Origin of the sequence: Egicoccus sp. AB-alg2, from assembly GCF_041821065.1 — a bacterium.
GTDB lineage: Bacteria > Actinomycetota > Nitriliruptoria > Nitriliruptorales > Nitriliruptoraceae > Egicoccus.
In genome coordinates, this window is record NZ_JBGUAX010000010.1 from 111,095 (window position 1) to 130,153 (window position 19,059).

Consider the following 19,059-nt stretch of genomic DNA (forward strand, 5'->3'; position numbering starts at 1 on the left):
GTCACGGCGGGGCGACGGGCGAGGAGGCGACGACGTGTCCGGCACCGAATCGAGCGACACCGCGACGGCCACCCGGGACCGGGCGAGGCAGGCCCTGCTGGACACCATGACCGCGGCGGGACTGGCCGTGGACCACGTCGGCGAGGAGCGCTGGCTGACGATGCTGTCGGGGGAGTGGAAGCGCACCATCCCGCTGCTGCTCGACCTCGAGGAACGCCACCTCAAGGTCACCTCGCTGCTGGCGGGGGTGCCCGACGAGGGCCACGCCGAGGTCTACCGGATCCTGCTGCAGAAGAACCAGCGGCCGCTGCCGGTCCACTTCGCCCTCGACGACGAGGGCGACCTGATCCTGACCGGGCGGGTGCCGCTGGTCGCACTGGACGAGCGCGGGGTCGACGAACTGCTCGGCGCGGTGCTGGCGCTCAGCGACGAGACCTTCAACCAGGTCCTGCGCACCGGCTTCGCCGGCTACCTCGAGGTCGAACAGCGCTGGCGGGCGAAGAACGGCATGCCCCCCAACCCGGTCGGTGAACCGCGCCGGTCCCCGGCGGATTCCGGCGACGCCACCAGCGCGTAGCCTGTCACGGTCCCCGTACGAGGATCCGAGGCACGTTGGACGGCACGCTGGCGATCATCGGCACCGGCCGCATCGGCGAGGCCCTGCTGCGCGGCCTGCTCCGCTCGGGGTGGGTCGAGCCCGCCCAGGTGGTGGCCACCGCGCGCCGCGACGAGCGCTGCGCCGAGCTGGCCGAGACCCACGGCGTCAAGGCGACCACCGACAACCGGGCGGCGATCGAGGCCGCCGACGTGGTGCTGCTCGCCCTCAAACCGCAGACCATCCTCACGGTGGTGGCGGAGGTCGCCGACGCGTTCCGGCCGGACCAGACCGTCATCAGCGTCGCCGCCGGTACCCCCACGTCGGCGCTGCAGGACGCGACGCCCGACGGCATCCCGTTCGTGCGGGTGATGACGAACACGCCGGTGCAGGTCGACGAGGCCATGTCCGTGGTGAGCGCCGGGACGCACGCCGGCGAGCGCGACCTCGAGGTGGCCGAGGAGATCCTGTCGCACGTCGGCCGGGTCGTGCGGATGTCGGAGGAGCACCTCGACTCCGTCACGGCGCTGTCGGGTTCGGGCCCGGCCTACTTCTTCCTGCTGGCCGAGGCGATGATCGACGCCGGCATCCTGCTCGGACTGCCACGGGACGTCTCGACGGAGCTCATCATCCAGACCATGGTCGGCAGCGCGAAGATGCTCCGGGACACGGGGATGCACCCCGTCGAGCTACGCGAGATGGTGACCTCGCCGGGCGGCACCACCATCGCCGCGATCCGGCAACTCGAGACGGCCCGTGTCCGAGCGGCGTTCCTGGACGCGATCGAGGCGGCCAAACTGCGTGGTGAGGAACTCGCGCGCGGGACCTGAGGGCGCCGCCGCGCGCGCGTGACGTCCCTTCGGCCGAGGTTGTTTCGCTGATCGCTCGACCGATGAGACGTTTCCTACGACCGCGGTGGTAGCGTCTGCCCACTCGGACGTTGAACGATGCTCCGTTGGAGGCAGCCGGGATGAGCGAACCGCTCGTCGTCGTCGACGGCGTGAACAAGTGGTTCGGTGACCTGCACGTGCTGCAGGACATCGATCTCACCGTGGACCGCCGCGAGGTCGTGGTGGTCATCGGGCCGTCGGGTTCCGGCAAGTCGACCCTGTGTCGCACGATCAACCGTCTCGAGCCGATCGACTCCGGGCGCATCCTCATCGACGGACAGCCGCTGCCGGCCGAGGGCAAGGCCCTCGCCGGTCTGCGCGCCGACGTCGGGATGGTGTTCCAGTCGTTCAACCTGTTCGCGCACAAGACGATCCTGCAGAACGTGACCATCGGACCGGTCAAGGTCCGGGGCAAGGGCAAGCAGGAAGCCGAGGCGCGGGCCATGGAGCTGCTCGAGCGGGTCGGCATCGCCAACCAGGCGTCGAAGATGCCGGCGCAGCTGTCCGGGGGACAGCAGCAGCGTGCCGCGATCGCGCGGGCCCTGGCGATGGAGCCCAAGGTCATGCTCTTCGACGAGCCGACCTCGGCGCTCGACCCGGAGATGATCTCCGAGGTCCTCGACGTGATGCTCGAGCTCGCCGAGGAGGGCACGACGATGGTCGTCGTGACCCACGAGATGGGCTTCGCACGGCGGGCCGCGCGGCGGGTGGTCTTCATGGACGGCGGGCGCATCGTGGAGACCAACACCCCCGACCGGTTCTTCGGTGATCCGCAGACCGATCGGGCCAAGGACTTTCTGTCCAAGATCCTCAACCACTGACCCCGCGGGGTCTCGTGCGCGCGCCCGGGAGCGCGCGACGACGACGGAGGGAACGAACGATGAAGATGCAGACCAAGCGCTGGCGCATCGCCGCGGCGCTCGCCGCGGCCGCGCTGGCCGCCTCCGCCTGTGGCGGTGACGACGACGCCGGTGGCGGTGCCGAGACCGGCGGCGAGGGCGATGGGGAGGCCGCCGCGCCTGCCGAGGCCCCGGAGTTCGAAGAGGGCTCCACGATGGCGCAGATCCAGGAGGCCGGCACCCTGCGGGTCGGGACCAAGGCCGACCAGCCGCTGTTCGGCGTCGAGGGCCCCGGCGGCTGGGAGGGCTTCGACGTGGAGATCGCCAAGCTGATCGCCGAAGGCATCTGGGGCGAGGGCGGCGCCGACAACGTCGAGTTCCAGGAGGCCGTGTCCGCCAACCGTGAGCCGTTCCTGCAGCAGGGCACGGTCGACATGGTCGTCGCGACCTACACCATCAACGACGAGCGCAAGGAGCTCGTCGGGTTCGCCGGTCCGTACTACATCGCCGGCCAGGACATCATGGTCGCTGCCGGGAACCCGGAGGGGATCGAGGGCATCGACGACCTCAACGGGCAGCCGGTCTGCTCCGTCGAGGGTTCGACGTCCATCGAGAACCTGCGCGAGATGGCGCCGGACGCCGAGGTCGTCGCGCTGGACGCCTACTCGGCCTGCGCCGAGGAGCTCGCCCAGGGCCGCGTCAACGCCGTCACCACCGACAACGTCATCCTCATCGGCCTGATCGACGAGCGTCCCGACGACTTCGAGCTCGTGGGCAACCCGTTCACCGAGGAGCCCTACGGCATCGGCGTCCCGCTCGAGCAGGACGACTTCCGGATGTGGATCAACGACCGGCTCGAGGAGATCTACGAGTCGGGCGAGTGGGAAGAGGCCTGGAACAACACCGCCGGTGCCGTCACCGGTGAGGCCCCCGAGCCGCCGCCGGTGGACCGCTACGAGAACTGACGGGACGTTCCCGGGGTCGCGTGGACACGCGGCCCCGGGGCGCACCGAACACGCGCCGGGCGTCGGGACCGTCGTGAGTTGCGGTGGTGACCGGCCCGGTCCTGGACCGCGAGGGAGGTGAGCGATGGGATTCGTCGAGACCCTCGGCAGCGAGCAGTTCCGCTCCCTGCTCGTCGCCGGCACCCGGACGACCCTCTACATGGCGGTGCTGTCCTACCTGCTCGCCTTTCTCATCGGGAACGTGATCGCGGCCTGCCGCGTCTCGCCGGTCCCGTTCCTGCAGCGGTTCGGCGCCGTCTACACCTCGATCTTCCGCAACACCCCCCTGCTGGTGCTGGCGATCCTCGTCTGGGTCGGCGGCGGCCGGGCCGGCTGGCCCTTCGGTCGCATCACCACGGCGGTCGTCGTGCTGGGGCTCTACACCGGCGCGTACATCGCCGAGGCGCTCCGCTCCGGCATCAACTCGGTGCCGCCGGGACAGGCGGAGGCGGCGCGGGCCATCGGCCTGCCGTTCGGCGGGGTGGTCGGCACGATCGTGCTGCCCCAGGCGATCCGCACCGTCATCCCGCCGCTGGGCAACCTCTGGATCGCCAACCTCAAGAACACCTCGGTCTTCCTGGTCATCGGCGTCAACGAGCTGACCCGGGCCGGGCGCAACATCGGCCAGGCGACCAACGACTACGTCAGCGCCTTCCTGGTCGTGGTCGTCATCTACCTCGTGCTGGTCTACGGCTCGGCACAGATCATCAACCTGCTCGAACGGCGCCTGGAGATCGCCCGATGAGGGCGGCGCAGGCGCGTCCGTCGCGCGCGACGGTGGAGGTGGGCCGATGAGCGGCGTCATCGCCGAGGAGCTCGGTCCTCGCGGCCGCAAGCGGGTCCGGCTGGCGACGATCGTCGCCGTCGTGCTCATCGCGGCGTTCTTCGCGTGGCTGGTCATGCGCCTGGCGGCCGAGGGCCAGTTCGAGGGGCGCCTGTGGGAGCCGTTCATCGATCCGGCGTCGGTGGGCTTCCTCCTCGAGGGCGTGGTCGGGACGCTGCGGGCCGCGCTGGTGGCGATGGTCATCGCCGCGTCCCTCGGCCTGGTGCTGGCGCTCGGCCGGCTCTCGCCGATCGCCCCGCTGCGGTGGATCAGCGGGCTGATCGTGGACGTCTTCCGCGGCCCGCCGGTGCTGCTGTGGATCTTCTTCTCGTTCTTCGCGCTGCCCCAGGTGCTGCCCGGCCAGCTGGGCGTGACGGTCGGCCGCAACCCGCTCTACGCGCTGGTCATCGGCCTGTCCGCCTACAACATGGCCGTGCTGGCCGAGATCTACCGCGCCGGCATCCTGTCGCTGGACCGCGGCCAGCGCGAGGCCGCCCTGGCGGTCGGCATGCCGCGCGGCATGGCCATGCGGCTGGTGATCCTGCCCCAGGCACTGCGGCGGATGATCCCCGCCATCCTGGCCCAGCTCGCGACGCTGACGAAGGACACGGCGCTCGGCTACATCATCGCGGTGCCGGCCGACCTGGCCGGGCGTGGCCGTCGGCTGGCCCAGTTCGCCCCCATCAACGACCTGCAGACCTGGTTCGTCGTCGGCGTGCTGTACTTCGTCGTCATCTGGGGGCTCATGCGTCTGGCCCGCAACCTGGAGACCCGGCAGCGGCGCAGCCTCGGTGCCGGTGGCATGCAGGTGCGCGGCGAGGCCGATCTCGCGGCCCTGGACGAGGACGCCGCCGAGGTGAAGGCCTGACCCCATCGAGGGGCGCGGTCACCGGGCGAAGGTGACGACCGTCTCCACGTGGTGGGTGAGCGGGAACAGGTCCAGCGGGCGCGCCGCCGTCAGGCGGTAGCCGCCGGCGACCAGTGCCTTGGCGTCGCGTGCCAGCGCGGCCGGGTCGCAGGCCACGTACACGATCGTCGCGGGTGCCAGCGCCACGAGGTCGTCGACGACGTCCTGGCCGGCGCCCGTGCGCGGGGGGTCGAGCACCACGACGTCGGGCGGGTCCATCGGGCCCTCGCCGCGGCGGGCGGCGCGCAGGAAGCGGTGGACGGCCTCGGCCGCGACCTCGAGGTCCAGGCCGGCGTCCGTGGCGTTGCGGGACGCCCACGCGGCCGCCGGCTCGTGGCCCTCGACGGCCACGACCTCGGCCCCCGCCCGCGCGAGCGGTAGCGACAGCAGCCCGACGCCGGCGTAGAGGTCCCACACCAACGCACCGTCCACGCCGCCGGTCTTGGGCGAGCCGACGGCCTCCAGCACGTGGTGGACCAGTGCCTCGGCACCTGCCGTGTTGTTCTGGAAGAACGAGGTCGCGTCGAACCGGTAGCGGAGGCCGGCGACCTCCTCGGCCAGCACGCCGTCGCCGCGCATGGCGACCACGCTGCCGTCCGGCTGCTCCAGCAGCAGGTCGAACGGGCCCTCCGGCAGCTCCAGCCCGCCCGGGCCCGGTGCCAGGACGACCGCCCGGTGCTGGCCATGGGCGCGGACGGTCACCTCGGCGGCCGAGGTGGTGCCGATTGCCTCCACCACCTCCTGCACGCCGGGAGCGAGCGCGCGGCAGGTGGTGGCCGGGACCACCTCGTGGCTGCCGGGCAGGAAGAACCCCAGACGTCCGTCGTCGTCGACGTGGAAGCGGGCCCGGTTGCGGTAGCCGGTGGCGGGACCGACCTCACGACAGACGTCGACCGGGGGAGCGGCCAGGCCGCCGAGCCGCTCGAGCTGCTCACGCACCACCCGCGTCTTCAGCCGGCGTTGGCCGGCCGCGGTGACGTGCTCCAGGTCGCAGCCGCCGCAACGGTGACGTTGCGGGTCGTCGTCGGCGGCGCGGTCGGGGCTGGGCCGCAGCATTTCGACGAGCTCGGCCCGGGCCCACCGCTTGCGGTCGTCGGTGACGCGGAGTCGGACCCGCTCGCCGGGCAGCGCGCCGGGCACGAACACGGCCTTGCCCTCGATGCGCGCGACGCCCTCACCGCCGTGGGTGAACCCGTCGACGTCGGCCTCCTGGACCTCACGCGACAGCGGCACCCGGCGCTTCGGTGACGGGGCGCTCACGCCGATGGCCCGGCGCCGTCCAGGGCGGCGTCGACAGCGACCAGGACGATCTCGAGGTGGGCGGCGCCCCGCTCGGCGTACCGGGCGGCATCGTCCATGGTGGTGGCGCCGGCGGTGAGGTAGGCCCAGGCCAACGCCCGCGTGCCGTCACCCGGCAGCTCACGGACCAGCTGCTCCGCCGATTCGAGGTCGCCGACCCCGTCCATCTGCTCCTCGACGAGCGCGACCATCCCGGCCGGGTCCCGCTGCCAGGCCCCGAGGTCGCCCGCGAGCGGGTCGCGCAGGGCGTCGGCGACCCCGCGCCCGAGCGAGCCGCCGGCGTCGTTGGCCGCGGTCAGCGCCAGCGTCAGGGCGTCGTCGGCCTCGCCGGCGCCGCCGCGCTCCTCGACCGTGGTGCCGGGGAAGATCGGACGACCCGGCGGGGTCCCGGAGCCGGCGCCGTCGACCAGCACGGCCAGCGCCTGCTGCGCGGCCTGGCGCGCCGCGGCCGGCTCGGGCGCCTGTCCCGCCTCGGTCAGCAGGTCGCGCGCCTGCTCGACGGCGGCCGTGAGCTCGTTCGTGGCGGCTAGCAGGGCGTCACGTTCCGGCTGCGGCGTGGCCTGCTCGGCCGGCGCCTCGGCGCCTTCCGCGCTCGGCTGGTCCGGCAGCTGCGGTTCGGCGCAGCCGAGCAGCCCTGCGGTCAGCAGGACGGCGACGGACAGCTGTGGAGCACGCACGGGCGTCATCCTCGCGGATCGTCCCCGCCCTCCGCCACCCGCGTGTCACGGCCGCGCGGGCGGGCCACGGCCGGATCCGGGTGGCCCAGCACGGCCAGCCACCCGTCCCGTTCGCGTTGGTCGTCGATCACCAGCCCGGCGGCGCGCAACGGTGCCAGCGCGACGTCGTGGCGCTCCACGGTGATGCCGCTGACGACCAGGGCCCGTCCCGCGGCGCGGACCAGCCCCGCCGCCAGGTCCGCGACCACGTCGGTGACGAGGTTGGCCACGACCACGTCGACCCCGTCTCCCAGCGCGTCCACGCTGGCGACGGCGGTCCGGACCGTGACGTCGTTGGCGCGGGCATTGTCCGCGGTCACCGCGACGGCGTCCGGGTCGATGTCGACCGCGAACACGTCGGCGCCCAGCCGCGCGGCCGCGATCGCGAGGATCCCGGTCCCGCACCCGACGTCGGCCACCTCGGTGTCCGTCAGGTCCAGGCGGTCGAGCAGCTCCAGGCACAACGTGGTCGTGGCGTGGTGGCCGCTGCCGAACGCCCGGCCCGGGTCCAGGACGATGGTGGACTCGCCGGGCACGGGCCGGTGCTCGTCGGCGAGCCAGGTCGGTACGACGGCGAAGCGGCCGGCGCGCACGGGCCGGATCGTCGCCTTCCACTCGGCCTGCCAGTCGCGGTCGGGCTCGTCGGCCCAGGACCCGCCCGGCGGGACGGCAGGGGTCGGCTCGCGGAACCACGCCACCAGGGTGGTCGGCCGTTCCCAGACACCCAGCGCGCCGGCGGCCCACAGGTGGGCGGCGAGCAGTTCGGCCGCGCCCGGATCGCTGGGCAGCTCGTAGCGGACCGTGCCGCGACCGGCCGGGGTCATCGACGACCTCCGGAACGGCTGCGGACAGGGAGCGGCCCCGTGCGACGGGGGGACACACGGGGCCGCGGTGACCCTCTCGGATCACGTCGCGAACTATACACCGACGCCGCCCGCGCACGTCCAGTTCCGCGCGGTATGGCCCGCACGCGCGCCATCTTCATTCGTTCGGGCCACGGTCCCGGTCCGTCGGGACCTCGGCGTCCGGCTCGTCGGGTGCGGCGTCGCGGCGTTCGACGAGCCCGGGCGGGGCACCGTTGGGTCCCGACTCCAGCAACTGGTGCTCGAGCACCTCGTACTCCTCGCCCGCCGCGCTGATCAGGGCGGTCACGATCGCGACCGCCGGGATGGCGAGCAGGGCGCCGGTCGCGCCCGCCAACGCACCGCCCGCCAGCACGGACAGGAACGCCACGGCGGGATGCAGCTCCAGGGTGGTCGCCGTGATGCGAGGGACCACGAGGTAGTTCTCGATCTGCTGGTAGACGACGATGGCGGCCAGCACCCACAGTGCCTGGCCGACGGACTCGGCCAGCGCGACCACCAGCGGCAGCGCGCCGGCGAGGTAGGTGCCGATCGCCGGGATCAGCGAGGAGATCAGGCCCACCCAGATCCCCAGCGCCACCGCGTAGTCGACGCCGATGATGCTGAACACCGCGATGTGGAAGATCGAGGAGACCACCGCGGTCAGCACCCGGCTGTAGACGTAACCGCCGGTCTTGGCGATGGCCAGCTCCCACAGGCCGAGCACGCGCACCTGGTCGCGGGGTTCCAGGCGGCTGGCCAGCCGCTGGCGCAGGCGCGGGCCGTCCGCGACGAGGTAGAAGGTCACCAGGCCGATCGTGGCCATCTGGAACAGGCCGCCCAGCAGGGTCTGGCCGACGCCGACGGCGCCGCGGCCGACCACCGCGGCTCCCGACGCGACCCGGTCCGGCAGCGTCCGCTGCTGTTCGTCGAGCCAGTCCGCGACCGCCTGACCGACCTCGGCGGGCAGCAACTGCGTGGCCCGGTCGGCGAGGTCGCCCAGCAGCGTCGGGCCGGCCGCCAGCAGGTTGCGCACCTGGTCGACGACGAGGTTCGTCATGGCCGCGAAGAAGCTGCCGAACAGCACCAGGCCGGCCAGGAAGACGATCCAGGTGCCGAGCCCGCGTCGCACGCCGCGGCGTGCCATCCACTGCACGGCCGGTTCCATCGCGAAGGACAGGAACAGCGACACGATCAGGATGACGATCAGGCCCTGGATGCGGCCGAGCACCGCCGTGGCCGCCTGGGCGAACAGCAGCCCGAGACCGACGCCGACGGCCAGGGGCAGCGTGCGGCCGCGCACCCAGCTGCGGGGCCGCCAGCCCCACAGGTCGGGGGCGGCATCGCGGCTGCCGTCGTCCGCCGGGGAGCCGCGTCGCGGCGAGGGTCCGTCCATCGCGCGCAGCGTAGGCGCTGGCGGCCTCGTGGCCGCGGCAACGCGGACGGGGCCGATCCGCGGCGCGCGGGTGCGTACGGGCCCGGCGGTAGGCTCCGCGTCCGTCCTCGAGCCCCGGTGAGCCGTGCCGTCCGACCTGCCTTCCCGCGACGCGGCCCAGGACGCGGCCATCGTCGTCCGGGGCCTGGTCAAGCGTTACGGGCGCACCACCGCCGTCGACGGTCTGGACCTCGAGGTGGCCCGCGGCGAGACGCTCGCGCTGCTCGGCCCCAACGGCGCGGGCAAGACGACCACGGTGGAGTGCTGCGAGGGCTACCGCCGCCCCGACGCCGGCACCGTCCGCGTGCTGGGCCTGGACCCGCGTGCCGACGCGTCCCGCCTGCGCCCCCGGGTCGGGCTCATGCTGCAGGAGGGGGGCGTCTACCCGATGGCGAGGCCGGCCGAGGTGCTGCGGCTGTTCGCCAGCTACTACGCCGACCCGCTGGACCCCGAAGCGCTGCTGGAGCGGGTCGGTCTGGACGAGGCCCGCCGGACCCGGTTCCGGGACCTGTCGGGCGGGCAGAAGCAGCGCCTGTCGCTGGCGCTCGCGCTGGTGGGCCGCCCGGAGGTGGTGTTCCTCGACGAGCCGACCGCGGGCCTGGACCCGGCGGCACGCCGGCTCACCTGGCAGCACGTGCGCGAACTGCAGGGGCAGGGGGTCGCGGTCGTGCTGACCACACACCTGCTGGACGAGGCCGAGGAACTGGCCGACCGGGTCGCGATCATCGACCACGGGCGCCTGGTGGCGCTGGGCACCCCGGACGAGCTGACCCACGGCGAACGCGGCGAGCTGGAGTTCTCCGCCCGGCCCGCGCTGGACGTGGCCGCGATCGGCGCCGCCATCGGTGCCCCGGTCGAGGAGATCCGGTCCGGCCGCTACGTGGTGCACGCCCCGAACACCCCCCGCCTGGTGGCGGCCCTGGCGGACTGGCTGGCGCAGCACGACGTCGTGCTCGGCCACCTGCAGGCCGGCAAGGTCAGTCTCGAGGACGTGTTCCTGCGCCTGACCGCCGAGGAGACGTCGTGACCGCCTCCGCCCCCGGCCCCGTCGGCGACCGCCGGACCCCGCTGGCACGGGCGGTGCTGGCCCAGGCCGGCATGGAACTGCGCCTGCTGGTGCGCTCCGGCGAGTCGTTGCTGGTCACCCTCGGCATCCCGCTGGGCATCCTCGGCTTCTTCTCCGTGGTGGACGTGCTGCCGACCGGCGACGCCCCGGCCGTCGACTTCCTGGTACCGGGCGCGCTGGCGATCTCGGTCGCCGCGACCGGGCTGGTCGCGGTCGCGATCCAGACCGCGTTCGAGCGCAAGTACGGGGTGTTGAAGCGGCTCGGCGGCACGCCGCTGCCGCGCTGGGGCTTCCTCGTCGCCAAGGGCCTGGCGGTCGCCGCGATCCTGGCCGTGCAGAGCGCGCTGGTGGTCGGTCTGGCGGTCGGGGCGCTCGACTGGTCGCCGGCGGGCGGCGCCCTGCTGGCCCCACTGGCCGTGCTGGTCGGTGCCGTCACGTTCACCGGCCTGGGCCTGCTGCTGGCCGGCACCCTGCGGGCGGAGGCCACGCTCGCGCTGGCCAACGCGCTGTTCCTGGTGCTGCTGGTGGTCAGCGGGGTCGCCTTCGACGCCGACGCCCTGCCCGACACGTTGGCGGCGATCGGCCGGGCCCTGCCCGTCGGCGCGCTGGGCGAGGTGCTGCGAACCGCCTTCGCGGGCGAGGGCCTGGCCGTCGGGGCGCTGGCCGTCGTCACCGCTTGGGGCGTGGCGGCCGTGGCGCTGGCGGCCCGGACCTTTCGCTGGGAGCCCTGACCGGGCCGCGATCCGGCCGAAGGATTCGTGCCCACGGCGGCCGCTGGCTCGCGGCGTCACCCGCCCGGTCCCGGCAGCGCGCGCCGGCCCGGCCCGGTTGGGTCCGAACTGGGCCGAACGGCTACCCTCCGCGCCGAGGTGGGCCCACCGGATCAACCGGGCCCCTGCCTCCACGTGCACGGCCCTCCGCGTGTCGGGAGCCGCCGTGCAGGTCCCGGGGCGACGCCGCTCCGGAGACGACGTATCTCTTGAACATCCTGAGGAGAGCCACGTTGCGCGACCGGACCGCCAGGCGTGCCGCGACGCGTCGTCGGACGCGGGTGACCACGATCCTCGTGCTGGTGCTGGGGCTGGTGCTGACGGCGTGCACCGCGCCGCAGAGTGCCCTGGATCCCGCGGGGCCGTACGCCCAGGAGCCGCACGACCTGATCCGCCCGGTCTTCGCGATCGCGCTGTTCGTGTTCGTGCTCGTGCAGGGACTGCTCATCTACTCGGTGGTCAAGTTCCGCAAGCGCCCCGACGACGACGGCTCGCTGCCCGTCCAGGTCCACGGCAACACCCGCCTGGAGATCTTCTGGACCGTCGTCCCGGCCCTGATCCTGGCCGGCATCGCGGTACCCACGGTGCAGATGATCTTCTCCACCATGGACGAGCCCGAGGGTGACTACCTCACCGTCGAGGTCATCGGCCACCGCTGGTGGTGGGAGTTCTACTACCCCGACTACGACATCTACACGGCCAACGAGATCGTCATTCCGGTGGACACGCCCGTCCGCCTGGAGATGACGGCCACGGACCCGGCCCGCTCGCCCGACCTCGGCGTGATCCACTCGTTCTGGATCCCGCAGTGGGCCGGCAAGCAGGACGTGGTGCCCGGCCAGACCACCTTCCTGAACATCCAGGCGAGCGACACCGGCCGCTACCTCGGCCAGTGCGCGGAGTACTGCGGCCTGTCGCACGTCAACATGCGCATCCGCGGCGAGTCGCTGGAGCAGGCCGACTTCGAGGCCTGGGTGGAGAACCAGCAGTCGCCGGCGGTCCAGCCGACCGACGGCCTGGCCGCCGAGGGCGCGGAGCTCTTCGGCGCCGCGTTCGACACCGACATCGGCCAGCGCAGCTGCGCCGCCTGTCACCAGATCTGGAACGGCGAGGGCCAGCGCTCGCCCGGTGTCGGTCCCGACCTGACGCACTTCGCCAGCCGCGAGGAGTTCGCGGGCGCCATCTTCGAGACCAACGAAGAGAACCTGCGCGAGTGGCTGCGCAACCCGCCGGCGATGAAGCCGATGCAGCCGGAGAACCAGGTCGGCATGCCCAACCTCAACCTGACCGAGGAAGAGATCGACGCCCTGGTCGCCTACATGCTGGCCCTGGAGTGATCCACCGGACCGAGAGCTGACGGTGGCGCTGGCCCGTGTCGTGACGACCGGGCCGGTGGCCGAACACGAGGAACCACCATGTCGCACAGCACGACGACGACGGGCCGTCGGAGCGTCTTCTCCCGCCCGACGGCCGAGACCGGCTTCTCGAGCTGGATCACGACGACCGATCACAAGAAGATCGGCATCATGTACTTCTTCACCGTCCTGGTGTTCTTCTTCCTGGGCGGGGTGGAGTCGGGCGTCATCCGGGCCCAGCTCGCACAGGCCGAGCAGTCGCTGGTCACGCCGGAGATCTACAACCAGGCCTTCACGATGCACGGCATCACGATGGTCTTCCTCGTCGTGATGCCGCTGTCGGCGGCGTTCTTCAACTACCTCATCCCGCTGCAGATCGGCGCCCGCGACGTCGCCTTCCCCCGCCTGAACGCGTTCAGCTACTGGATGTACCTCTTCGGCGGGATCTTCCTGTACTCGTCGTTCCTGCTCGGCGGCGCCCCCAACGGCTCGTGGGTCGGCTACGCGCCCCTGTCGATCGACTCCGTGTCGAACATGGCCTTCTACGCCGTGGGCATCCAGCTGCTGGGCGTCAGCTCGCTGGCCGCGGCGGTCAACTTCATCGTCACCATCCTGAACATGCGCGCGCCGGGCATGACCTTCATGCGCATGCCGATGTTCATCTGGATGTCGCTGGTCACCAACTTCCTGCTGCTGTTCGCGCTGCCGATCATCGCGGTGGCGCTGTTCATGCTGCAGTTCGACACGGTCTTCGGCGCCCAGTTCTTCAACCCCGCCACCGGCGGTGACCCGATCCTGTGGCAGCACCTGTTCTGGCTGTTCGGGCACCCCGAGGTCTACATCATGATCCTGCCGGCCATGGGGATCGTGTCCGAGATCCTGCCGGTGTTCAGCCGCAAGCCGCTGTTCGGCTACGCCGCCGTGGCCTTCGCCGGCGCCGCCATCGGCTTCATCGGCTTCGGGGTGTGGGCCCACCACATGTTCACGTCCTCGATCGGCCCGGTCGCCCGTTCGGCGTTCGCGCTGTCGACGATGTTCATCGCGGTCCCGACCGGCATCAAGATCTTCAACTGGGTGTTCACCATGTGGGGCGGCAAGCTGCGCTTCACGACCCCGATGCTGTTCTCCATCGGGTTCGTGTCGATGTTCACCATCGGCGGGCTGTCCGGCGTCACGCACTCGATCGTGCCCCACAACGCCCAGCAGCACGACACCTACTACGTGGTGGCCCACTTCCACTACGTGCTGTTCGGTGGCGCGCTGTTCGGGCTGATCGCCGGGATCTACTACTGGTTCCCGAAGGTCACCGGCCGGCTGATGTCCGAACGGCTCGGCAAGGCCCACTTCTGGACCTGGCTGCTGGGCTTCAACCTCACCTTCGGGCCGATGCACATGTCCGGCCTGCTCGGTCAGCCGCGGCGCACCGCCGTGCTGCCCGGCGAGCTCGGCGGCACGGTGGAGCTGTACAACCTGCTCAGCTCGCTCGGCCTGCTGGTCCTGGTCGTCTCCGCGCTCATCTTCCTCTACAACCTGGTCGTCTCGATCAAGTCGGGCGTGGCGTCGGGTCCGGACCCGTGGGACGCGCGCACGCTCGAGTGGCTGTCCGCGTCGCCGCCGAAGCACTACAACTTCGACGTCATCCCCACGATCAGCCACCGCGACGAGTTCTGGCACCGCAAGTACGCCGAGGACGAGGCGGGCCGGCCGGTCGCGGTTCCCGCCGGCGCGTCCGAGGAACACGGCGACGGCCACGACGACCGCGGCGAGCACATCCACATGCCGGACCCGTCGTACTGGCCGCTGGTGATGTGCCTCGGATTCTTCCCGCTGGCGTACGGCCTGATCGGCCCGATCTGGCCCGCGATCATCGTCGGCGTCGTGTGGATCATCATCGGCTACTTCGGCTGGATCATCGAACCGGTGGCGGAGGGCGACGACGACGACCCGGTCGTCGAGGACCCCGACGCCCACCGGTCCGGGGTCGCGGCCCACTGACCCGACACCACCCGTAGAACCACTGCGGTCCCGCCGCACCAGCGTCATCAGCGCACGCGGCGGGACCGGCGACACCGGAAGGCAGCAGACGTGGCGGCAGGCGTCCACGAGACCACCCTGGGTCTCGACCACCGCAAGCTCGCGATGTGGGTGTTCCTGGGCTCCGAGTTCCTGTTCTTCGGAGCCTTCGTCTCGGCGTACGTCCTCTACCTGGACGCCACGGCGGGCGGCCCCGGTATCGAGATCTTCGATATCCCGTTCACCTCGATCAGCTCGTTCGTGCTGCTGATGAGCTCGCTGACGATGGTGCTGGCCCACAACGCCCACGTGCGCCGGGACATGCGCCGGATGCGGATGTGGATCCTGGCGACCGCCGGGCAGGGAGCGGTCTTCCTCGGCGGCCAGGTCTTCGAGTTCACGGTCTTCTACCGCGAGGGCCTGAACCTGACGCAGAGCCCCTTCGCCTCCGGCTTCTTCGTCCTCACCGGCTTCCACGGGCTGCACGTCTTCGTGGGCATCCTGCTGCTGCTGAGCCTGTACTCGCTCTCGCTCACCGGCAAGGTCAAGCCCAACCAGGACCTCAAGACCGAGATGATCGGCCTGTACTGGCACTTCGTCGACATCATCTGGGTCGTCATCTTCACCGTCGTCTACCTGATCCCGGAGCTCGCGATGGTGGACTGACGCTCCGGCACCAGACGCCGGCGCGCCGCCACCACGACCTGACGAGGACGCACGATGAGCAGCACCGAGACGCACTCCCCGGCCGACGCCGAGGGGTACGACGACCACCATCCCACCCCGCGCGACTACGTCCGGATCGCGATCATCCTCGCGATCCTGACCGCGCTGGAGGTGTCGACCTACTTCGTCGACTTCGGTGGCGTCGGGATCCCGCTGCTGATCGTGTTGATGATCATCAAGTTCATCCTGGTCGCCGGGTTCTTCATGCACCTGCGCTTCGACACCAAGCTCTACAGCCGGTTCCTGTACGGCGGTCTGCTCCTCGCGGTCGGGCTGTACACGGCCACCCTTATCGTCATGTTCTTCGACCAGGCGCCCACCATCTGACCGCCGTCGTCACCGTCCGACCCGAGGCCTGATCCGTGAAGACCGAGTTCCGCAACCGGGTGTTCCTCCCGATCGTGCTGCCGCTGGCGCTGCTGCTGTCCATGGCGCTGTTCATCGGTGCGGTCGCCGCGATCCTGCTGTTCAACACGCACGAGGGTGCGCTGGTGATCGCGGCCGTGGCCGCCGGCGGCATCCTGCTGACCGTCTCGCTCGCGGCCTCGCAGGACCGGCTCGACGCACCCCGCAAGGCGGTCGTGACCTTCGCGGCCATCGTGCCATTCGCCCTCGGCGGCGCCTACGCGGCCGGCCTGCTCGGCGACATCGCCGACGAGGACCGCAACATCAACGCCGAGCCGCTGCTGGTCGTCCCCGACGACGCGCCGATCATCGCGGCGGAGAACTCGGTCGACTTCTGCATCCCGACCGACGGCGGGTGCGAGGAGGCCGACCTGTGGGAAGTCACCCCGTCCGCCGAGGCGGAGACCATCGTCTTCCTGTTCGACAACCGTGAGGCCGGCGTCCAGCACAACGTCGTGGTCACGGAACTCGAGGGCGACGTGGACGACCCGGCGCCCACCGGCGAGACGTTCCTCGAGTCCACCCTGGTGACGGGCCCGGTCGAGGACCCCTACATCGACGAGTCGCTCACCTGGGAGGACCTGCCGGAGCAGTGGTTCTTCTACTGCGAGGTGCACCCGAACATGAACGGCGTCGGCACGGTCGTCGCCGAGGGCTGACCGGCCGACCCGGCGGGCCGGTGCGTCCGGCCGCGTGAGCCGTCACCGCGTACGAGCCGACCCCAGCGGTCGGCTCGACGCCTGTCCGGGGGCGGTGAGCTCGTCGGGACGCAGCGTCAGGGCGAGCTCCGGCGCCAGCACGACCCAGCTCCCCGCGTCGGTTCGGGCCAGTCCGTAGGCGTCCTGGGTGACGTCGGCGAGGTGGGTGCCCGTGGCGGCGTCGTGGACCTGCGCCAGCCCGCGCGGGGCCCGCTCGACGGGCACCACCACCAGCGGTCCGTGCAGCCAGGCCGAGCCCCGGGCGGCCGTGAAAGGGGCGGGCAGCGCCCCGCTGCCCAGCACCTCGCCGGTGTCGCGGTCGAGCTCCAGCAGCTCGCCCCGGCCCGTGAGGGTGGTGACGGTGTCGGCCGCCGCGGCGAAACCGCTGCAGCAGCCGGTGCCGGGCGGCAGTTCGGTGGTCCACCGCCGTCGCCCGCCGTCGAGGTACTCGACCGTCGTGTCGGTCCCCCACAGCAGCACGTCGTCGCGGACGAACAGGCTGGACAGCGGGTGCGCCACTTCCTCGATCAGCGTGCCGTCGGCGGCGTCGACGGCCAGTCCGTGCCCGCTCGCGGTCACGACCACCAGCTCGCCGAGCGGTGCGAGACGTGCCCCCGGGCGCTCGGTGGCCCGCTCCCAGACCCCCTCGCCGTCCGTCGGATCGAGGCCCCGGAGCGTGCCGTCGACGTCCTGCAGCACCGGCCGGGCCGCGGTCAGCACGGCGTTGGCGCCGTCGCGACGCCAGCGGCGCTCGCCGGTGTCGGCGTCGACGGCCAGCACGGCGACGGACGACGTCAGCCCCTCGCGCACCCGGACGGCGAGGTACCACGTGTCGCCCGCCGCGCGTGCGGCCCGGGCACCGACGGCGCCCGCCAGGCCCTGCTCCCAGCGCGGCTCACCCGTGTCCGCGTCGACGGCCACGAGCCGGTTGCCCGCCCCTACGAGGACAAGGGTGTCCGCGCCCTCGACGGGCACCACGCTGGCCGGCGCCGCCGTCTGCAGCTCCAGCGAGGCGCCCCAGCGCCAGCTGCCGGAACGCACGTCGAACCCGCTCAAGCCGTCCGGCACCAGTGCGGCCAGCACCCCACCGTCCGTGACGGCCGCCGGCCCCGCGCCGGGCGGGGTCGCCGGCAGCCGCCAGCGCAGGCACCCGATGTCGGACCGGCAGCGGACGGGGGCCGGAGGCGTGTCCGCACGGGTCGGCGGTGCCACGTCCCCGGGTGGGGCCGGTGCGGGCGGGGGGAGCTCGACGTCCAGCTCACCGGCCTCGAAGCCGTCCGCCGACGGCCAGGACGCGGCGACCTGCGCGGCACCGAACACGGCCGCCGCGACCACGACCGGCACCAGCCCACCGCCGACCAGCCAGCGCCGGCGTGCCGGCGCGCGACGGCGCCGTCGGGAGCCGGAGGCCCGGAGCGCCGACCCGCACCGGCCGCACCAGCGGGCGCGGCGGTCGCGCCAGACCGCCCCGCACGTCCCGCAGGTCAGCTCGCCGATCACCCGCCTCCCGGCCCGCGGCTCACGGTAGGAGTTCGGATCCGGGGCGGCCACGGTCGTGGTGACCGAGGTCCAGTACCAGCGCGGCACGGGGTGCCAGCACGAGCCAACGGTCACGTCCGAGCCGCTCGGCGTGATAGGCGGCATACGTGATCCCCGCGAGCCGGCGGCCCGAGTCGGTCTCGACCACCTCGACCAGCCCGCCGGGGATCCCGGGTACCTGCCGCAGCTGCAGCGATCCGCCGCCGGCCCCTCGCCACAGGGGCGCCAGGACGGCCGCCATGGTCCGGTCGAGGTCCTCGGGGTCCGCGACGGCCGTGGTGGCGACGATCCGCCGATCGGGGCCGTGGATGTCACGCCAGGGCAGCGCAGCGTCGGTCGCCGGCAACGTCCCGACGAGCTCCCGGACATGGCGACCCTCCCGCACGTGCACGACCAGCAGCCACTGCCCCTCCACCAGCCGCGCGGTCAGCACCTCGCCGTTCCCGGCGAGCTCGCCACGCCAGCGCTCGTCCCCGTCTGCCGCCGCGAGCGCCACCAGTTCGCCGGGGCGCGGGCTGACGAGCACCGCGGCCGCGCCGCGGACGGCGGTCACCCGCGGGACGGGATGGTCGGCCCGGATGCCGAGGTCGGTGTGCCAGCGTCGGCGCCCGTTGGCCAGGTCGTAGGCCCCGACGCCCCTACCCTCGGCGAGCACCAGGAGCTCGTCGGTCGCGGCGGCCAGGGCCGGGCCGTGGTGCGGAGCATCGGTGGTGAAGTGCAGACACCCGTGCACCGTGTGGCACGTCAGCGGGCTGGCGGGCCGGAATCGATCTGCCCGGGGCGTGGACGCGCCGGCCGCCGACGCGTCCGGCGGCTGCAGCGCCGGTGAGCCGTCGCCGGCGGCGGCCACCGTCGGGCCGTGCGGTGCCGGCGGGAGGAACGTCATCAGGTGCACGTCGCGAGCAGACGGTGCCGTCCAGACGACGACGATCAGCACCGCGGCGACGGCGGAAAGGACCGCTGGCGCCCAGGGGCTCGCGGACCGCGTCCGACCCGACGGCGCCCACGGCTCGGTCGCCAGGGCGGCACCGCACCGGCCACACCACCGATGGCGATGATCGGGCCAGCTCGCGCCGCAGACGGCGCACTTCCGGGCTGCCACGCTCTGCTCCTGCGCGACGACGACGCTACGCCGGT

General features: G+C 72.5%; 19 protein-coding genes and 1 pseudogene. 13 read left to right on the forward strand and 7 right to left on the reverse strand.

What is annotated here, in order from left to right; genetic code table 11:
* Nucleotides 1-34 precede the first annotated feature (34 nt).
* From ACERM0_RS19260 to ACERM0_RS19285, 6 genes are all read left to right on the forward strand, one after another.
* On the forward strand, nucleotides 35-577 hold the full coding sequence (locus ACERM0_RS19260; RefSeq protein ID WP_373680257.1) for a YbjN domain-containing protein: 543 nt from the start codon (nucleotides 35-37) through the stop codon (nucleotides 575-577).
* A 35-nt stretch (nucleotides 578-612) separates the two neighbouring features.
* Complete coding sequence (proC, locus tag ACERM0_RS19265; RefSeq protein WP_373680258.1) at nucleotides 613-1,425, forward strand: pyrroline-5-carboxylate reductase; 813 nt, start codon at nucleotides 613-615, stop codon at nucleotides 1,423-1,425.
* A gap of 140 nt (nucleotides 1,426-1,565) precedes the next feature.
* Nucleotides 1,566-2,306 (forward strand): amino acid ABC transporter ATP-binding protein, encoded by a 741-nt coding sequence (locus ACERM0_RS19270; protein WP_373680259.1) that lies wholly within the window; start codon nucleotides 1,566-1,568, stop codon nucleotides 2,304-2,306.
* A 59-nt stretch (nucleotides 2,307-2,365) separates the two neighbouring features.
* Nucleotides 2,366-3,289 (forward strand): glutamate ABC transporter substrate-binding protein, encoded by a 924-nt coding sequence (locus ACERM0_RS19275; protein WP_373680260.1) that lies wholly within the window; start codon nucleotides 2,366-2,368, stop codon nucleotides 3,287-3,289.
* Between the two features lie 124 nt (nucleotides 3,290-3,413).
* Nucleotides 3,414-4,073: an amino acid ABC transporter permease gene (locus tag ACERM0_RS19280; RefSeq protein WP_373680261.1), complete on the forward strand. Its 660-nt coding sequence runs from the start codon at nucleotides 3,414-3,416 to the stop codon at nucleotides 4,071-4,073.
* 46 nt (nucleotides 4,074-4,119) lie between these two features.
* Nucleotides 4,120-5,019, forward strand: coding sequence for an amino acid ABC transporter permease (locus ACERM0_RS19285; protein ID WP_373680262.1), 900 nt, complete (start codon nucleotides 4,120-4,122; stop codon nucleotides 5,017-5,019).
* Nucleotides 5,020-5,037: 18 nt separating this feature from the next.
* On the opposite strand, the gene ACERM0_RS19290 is transcribed toward ACERM0_RS19285, so the two are convergent.
* From ACERM0_RS19290 to ACERM0_RS19310, 5 genes and pseudogenes are all read right to left on the reverse strand, one after another.
* Entirely contained in the window at nucleotides 5,038-6,114 is a 1,077-nt protein-coding gene (locus ACERM0_RS19290) for a class I SAM-dependent RNA methyltransferase (RefSeq protein ID WP_373680300.1), read from the reverse strand.
* A gap of 15 nt (nucleotides 6,115-6,129) precedes the next feature.
* Nucleotides 6,130-6,318, reverse strand: a pseudogene (locus tag ACERM0_RS19295) (TRAM domain-containing protein); the annotation flags it as partial.
* Nucleotides 6,315-7,034 (reverse strand): hypothetical protein, encoded by a 720-nt coding sequence (locus tag ACERM0_RS19300; RefSeq protein ID WP_373680263.1) that lies wholly within the window; start codon nucleotides 7,032-7,034, stop codon nucleotides 6,315-6,317. The gene ACERM0_RS19300 and the pseudogene ACERM0_RS19295, both read right to left, overlap by 4 nt.
* Before the next feature lie 5 nt (nucleotides 7,035-7,039).
* Complete coding sequence (locus ACERM0_RS19305) at nucleotides 7,040-7,897, reverse strand: 50S ribosomal protein L11 methyltransferase (protein WP_373680264.1); 858 nt, start codon at nucleotides 7,895-7,897, stop codon at nucleotides 7,040-7,042.
* A 157-nt stretch (nucleotides 7,898-8,054) separates the two neighbouring features.
* The gene (locus tag ACERM0_RS19310) at nucleotides 8,055-9,311 is read right to left on the reverse strand and encodes an AI-2E family transporter (protein ID WP_373680265.1); all 1,257 of its coding nucleotides are present in this window, start codon (nucleotides 9,309-9,311) and stop codon (nucleotides 8,055-8,057) included.
* 124 nt (nucleotides 9,312-9,435) lie between these two features.
* On the opposite strand from ACERM0_RS19310, the gene ACERM0_RS19315 reads away from it, so the two are divergent.
* From ACERM0_RS19315 to ACERM0_RS19345, 7 genes are all read left to right on the forward strand, one after another.
* The gene (locus ACERM0_RS19315; RefSeq protein WP_373680266.1) at nucleotides 9,436-10,377 is read left to right on the forward strand and encodes an ABC transporter ATP-binding protein; all 942 of its coding nucleotides are present in this window, start codon (nucleotides 9,436-9,438) and stop codon (nucleotides 10,375-10,377) included.
* Nucleotides 10,374-11,147, forward strand: a complete 774-nt coding sequence (locus tag ACERM0_RS19320; protein WP_373680267.1) for an ABC transporter permease — start codon at nucleotides 10,374-10,376, stop codon at nucleotides 11,145-11,147. The genes ACERM0_RS19315 and ACERM0_RS19320 overlap by 4 nt, the downstream gene beginning before the upstream one ends.
* Before the next feature lie 320 nt (nucleotides 11,148-11,467).
* Nucleotides 11,468-12,523 (forward strand): cytochrome c oxidase subunit II, encoded by a 1,056-nt coding sequence (gene coxB / locus ACERM0_RS19325; protein ID WP_373680268.1) that lies wholly within the window; start codon nucleotides 11,468-11,470, stop codon nucleotides 12,521-12,523.
* 78 nt (nucleotides 12,524-12,601) lie between these two features.
* On the forward strand, nucleotides 12,602-14,536 hold the full coding sequence (gene ctaD / locus ACERM0_RS19330; protein ID WP_373680269.1) for a cytochrome c oxidase subunit I: 1,935 nt from the start codon (nucleotides 12,602-12,604) through the stop codon (nucleotides 14,534-14,536).
* 90 nt (nucleotides 14,537-14,626) lie between these two features.
* Nucleotides 14,627-15,220 carry a heme-copper oxidase subunit III gene (locus ACERM0_RS19335; RefSeq protein ID WP_373680270.1) on the forward strand — a complete coding sequence of 198 codons (594 nt, stop codon included), beginning with the start codon at nucleotides 14,627-14,629 and terminating at the stop codon, nucleotides 15,218-15,220.
* Between the two features lie 54 nt (nucleotides 15,221-15,274).
* Nucleotides 15,275-15,607: a cytochrome C oxidase subunit IV family protein gene (locus ACERM0_RS19340; RefSeq protein WP_373680271.1), complete on the forward strand. Its 333-nt coding sequence runs from the start codon at nucleotides 15,275-15,277 to the stop codon at nucleotides 15,605-15,607.
* Between the two features lie 35 nt (nucleotides 15,608-15,642).
* On the forward strand, nucleotides 15,643-16,344 hold the full coding sequence (locus ACERM0_RS19345) for a hypothetical protein (RefSeq protein ID WP_373680272.1): 702 nt from the start codon (nucleotides 15,643-15,645) through the stop codon (nucleotides 16,342-16,344).
* Between the two features lie 42 nt (nucleotides 16,345-16,386).
* Here ACERM0_RS19345 and ACERM0_RS19350 read toward each other — a convergent pair whose 3' ends face one another.
* On the reverse strand, nucleotides 16,387-17,727 hold the full coding sequence (locus tag ACERM0_RS19350; RefSeq protein ID WP_373680273.1) for a PQQ-binding-like beta-propeller repeat protein: 1,341 nt from the start codon (nucleotides 17,725-17,727) through the stop codon (nucleotides 16,387-16,389).
* A 175-nt stretch (nucleotides 17,728-17,902) separates the two neighbouring features.
* The gene (locus ACERM0_RS19355) at nucleotides 17,903-18,859 is read right to left on the reverse strand and encodes a PQQ-binding-like beta-propeller repeat protein (protein WP_373680274.1); all 957 of its coding nucleotides are present in this window, start codon (nucleotides 18,857-18,859) and stop codon (nucleotides 17,903-17,905) included.
* Nucleotides 18,860-19,059 lie beyond the last annotated feature (200 nt).

Coding starts and splice junctions, on each gene's coding strand:
- ACERM0_RS19270 (WP_373680259.1), top strand. CDS start 1,566: ATGAGCGAACCGCTCGTCGTCGTCGACGGCGTGAACAAGTGGTTCGGT.
- ACERM0_RS19275 (WP_373680260.1), top strand. CDS start 2,366: ATGAAGATGCAGACCAAGCGCTGGCGCATCGCCGCGGCGCTCGCCGCG.
- ACERM0_RS19280 (WP_373680261.1), top strand. CDS start 3,414: ATGGGATTCGTCGAGACCCTCGGCAGCGAGCAGTTCCGCTCCCTGCTC.
- ACERM0_RS19285 (WP_373680262.1), top strand. CDS start 4,120: ATGAGCGGCGTCATCGCCGAGGAGCTCGGTCCTCGCGGCCGCAAGCGG.
- ACERM0_RS19290 (WP_373680300.1), bottom strand. CDS start 6,114: ATGCTGCGGCCCAGCCCCGACCGCGCCGCCGACGACGACCCGCAACGT.
- ACERM0_RS19305 (WP_373680264.1), bottom strand. CDS start 7,897: ATGACCCCGGCCGGTCGCGGCACGGTCCGCTACGAGCTGCCCAGCGAT.
- ACERM0_RS19310 (WP_373680265.1), bottom strand. CDS start 9,311: ATGGACGGACCCTCGCCGCGACGCGGCTCCCCGGCGGACGACGGCAGC.
- ctaD (WP_373680269.1), top strand. CDS start 12,602: ATGTCGCACAGCACGACGACGACGGGCCGTCGGAGCGTCTTCTCCCGC.
- ACERM0_RS19340 (WP_373680271.1), top strand. CDS start 15,275: ATGAGCAGCACCGAGACGCACTCCCCGGCCGACGCCGAGGGGTACGAC.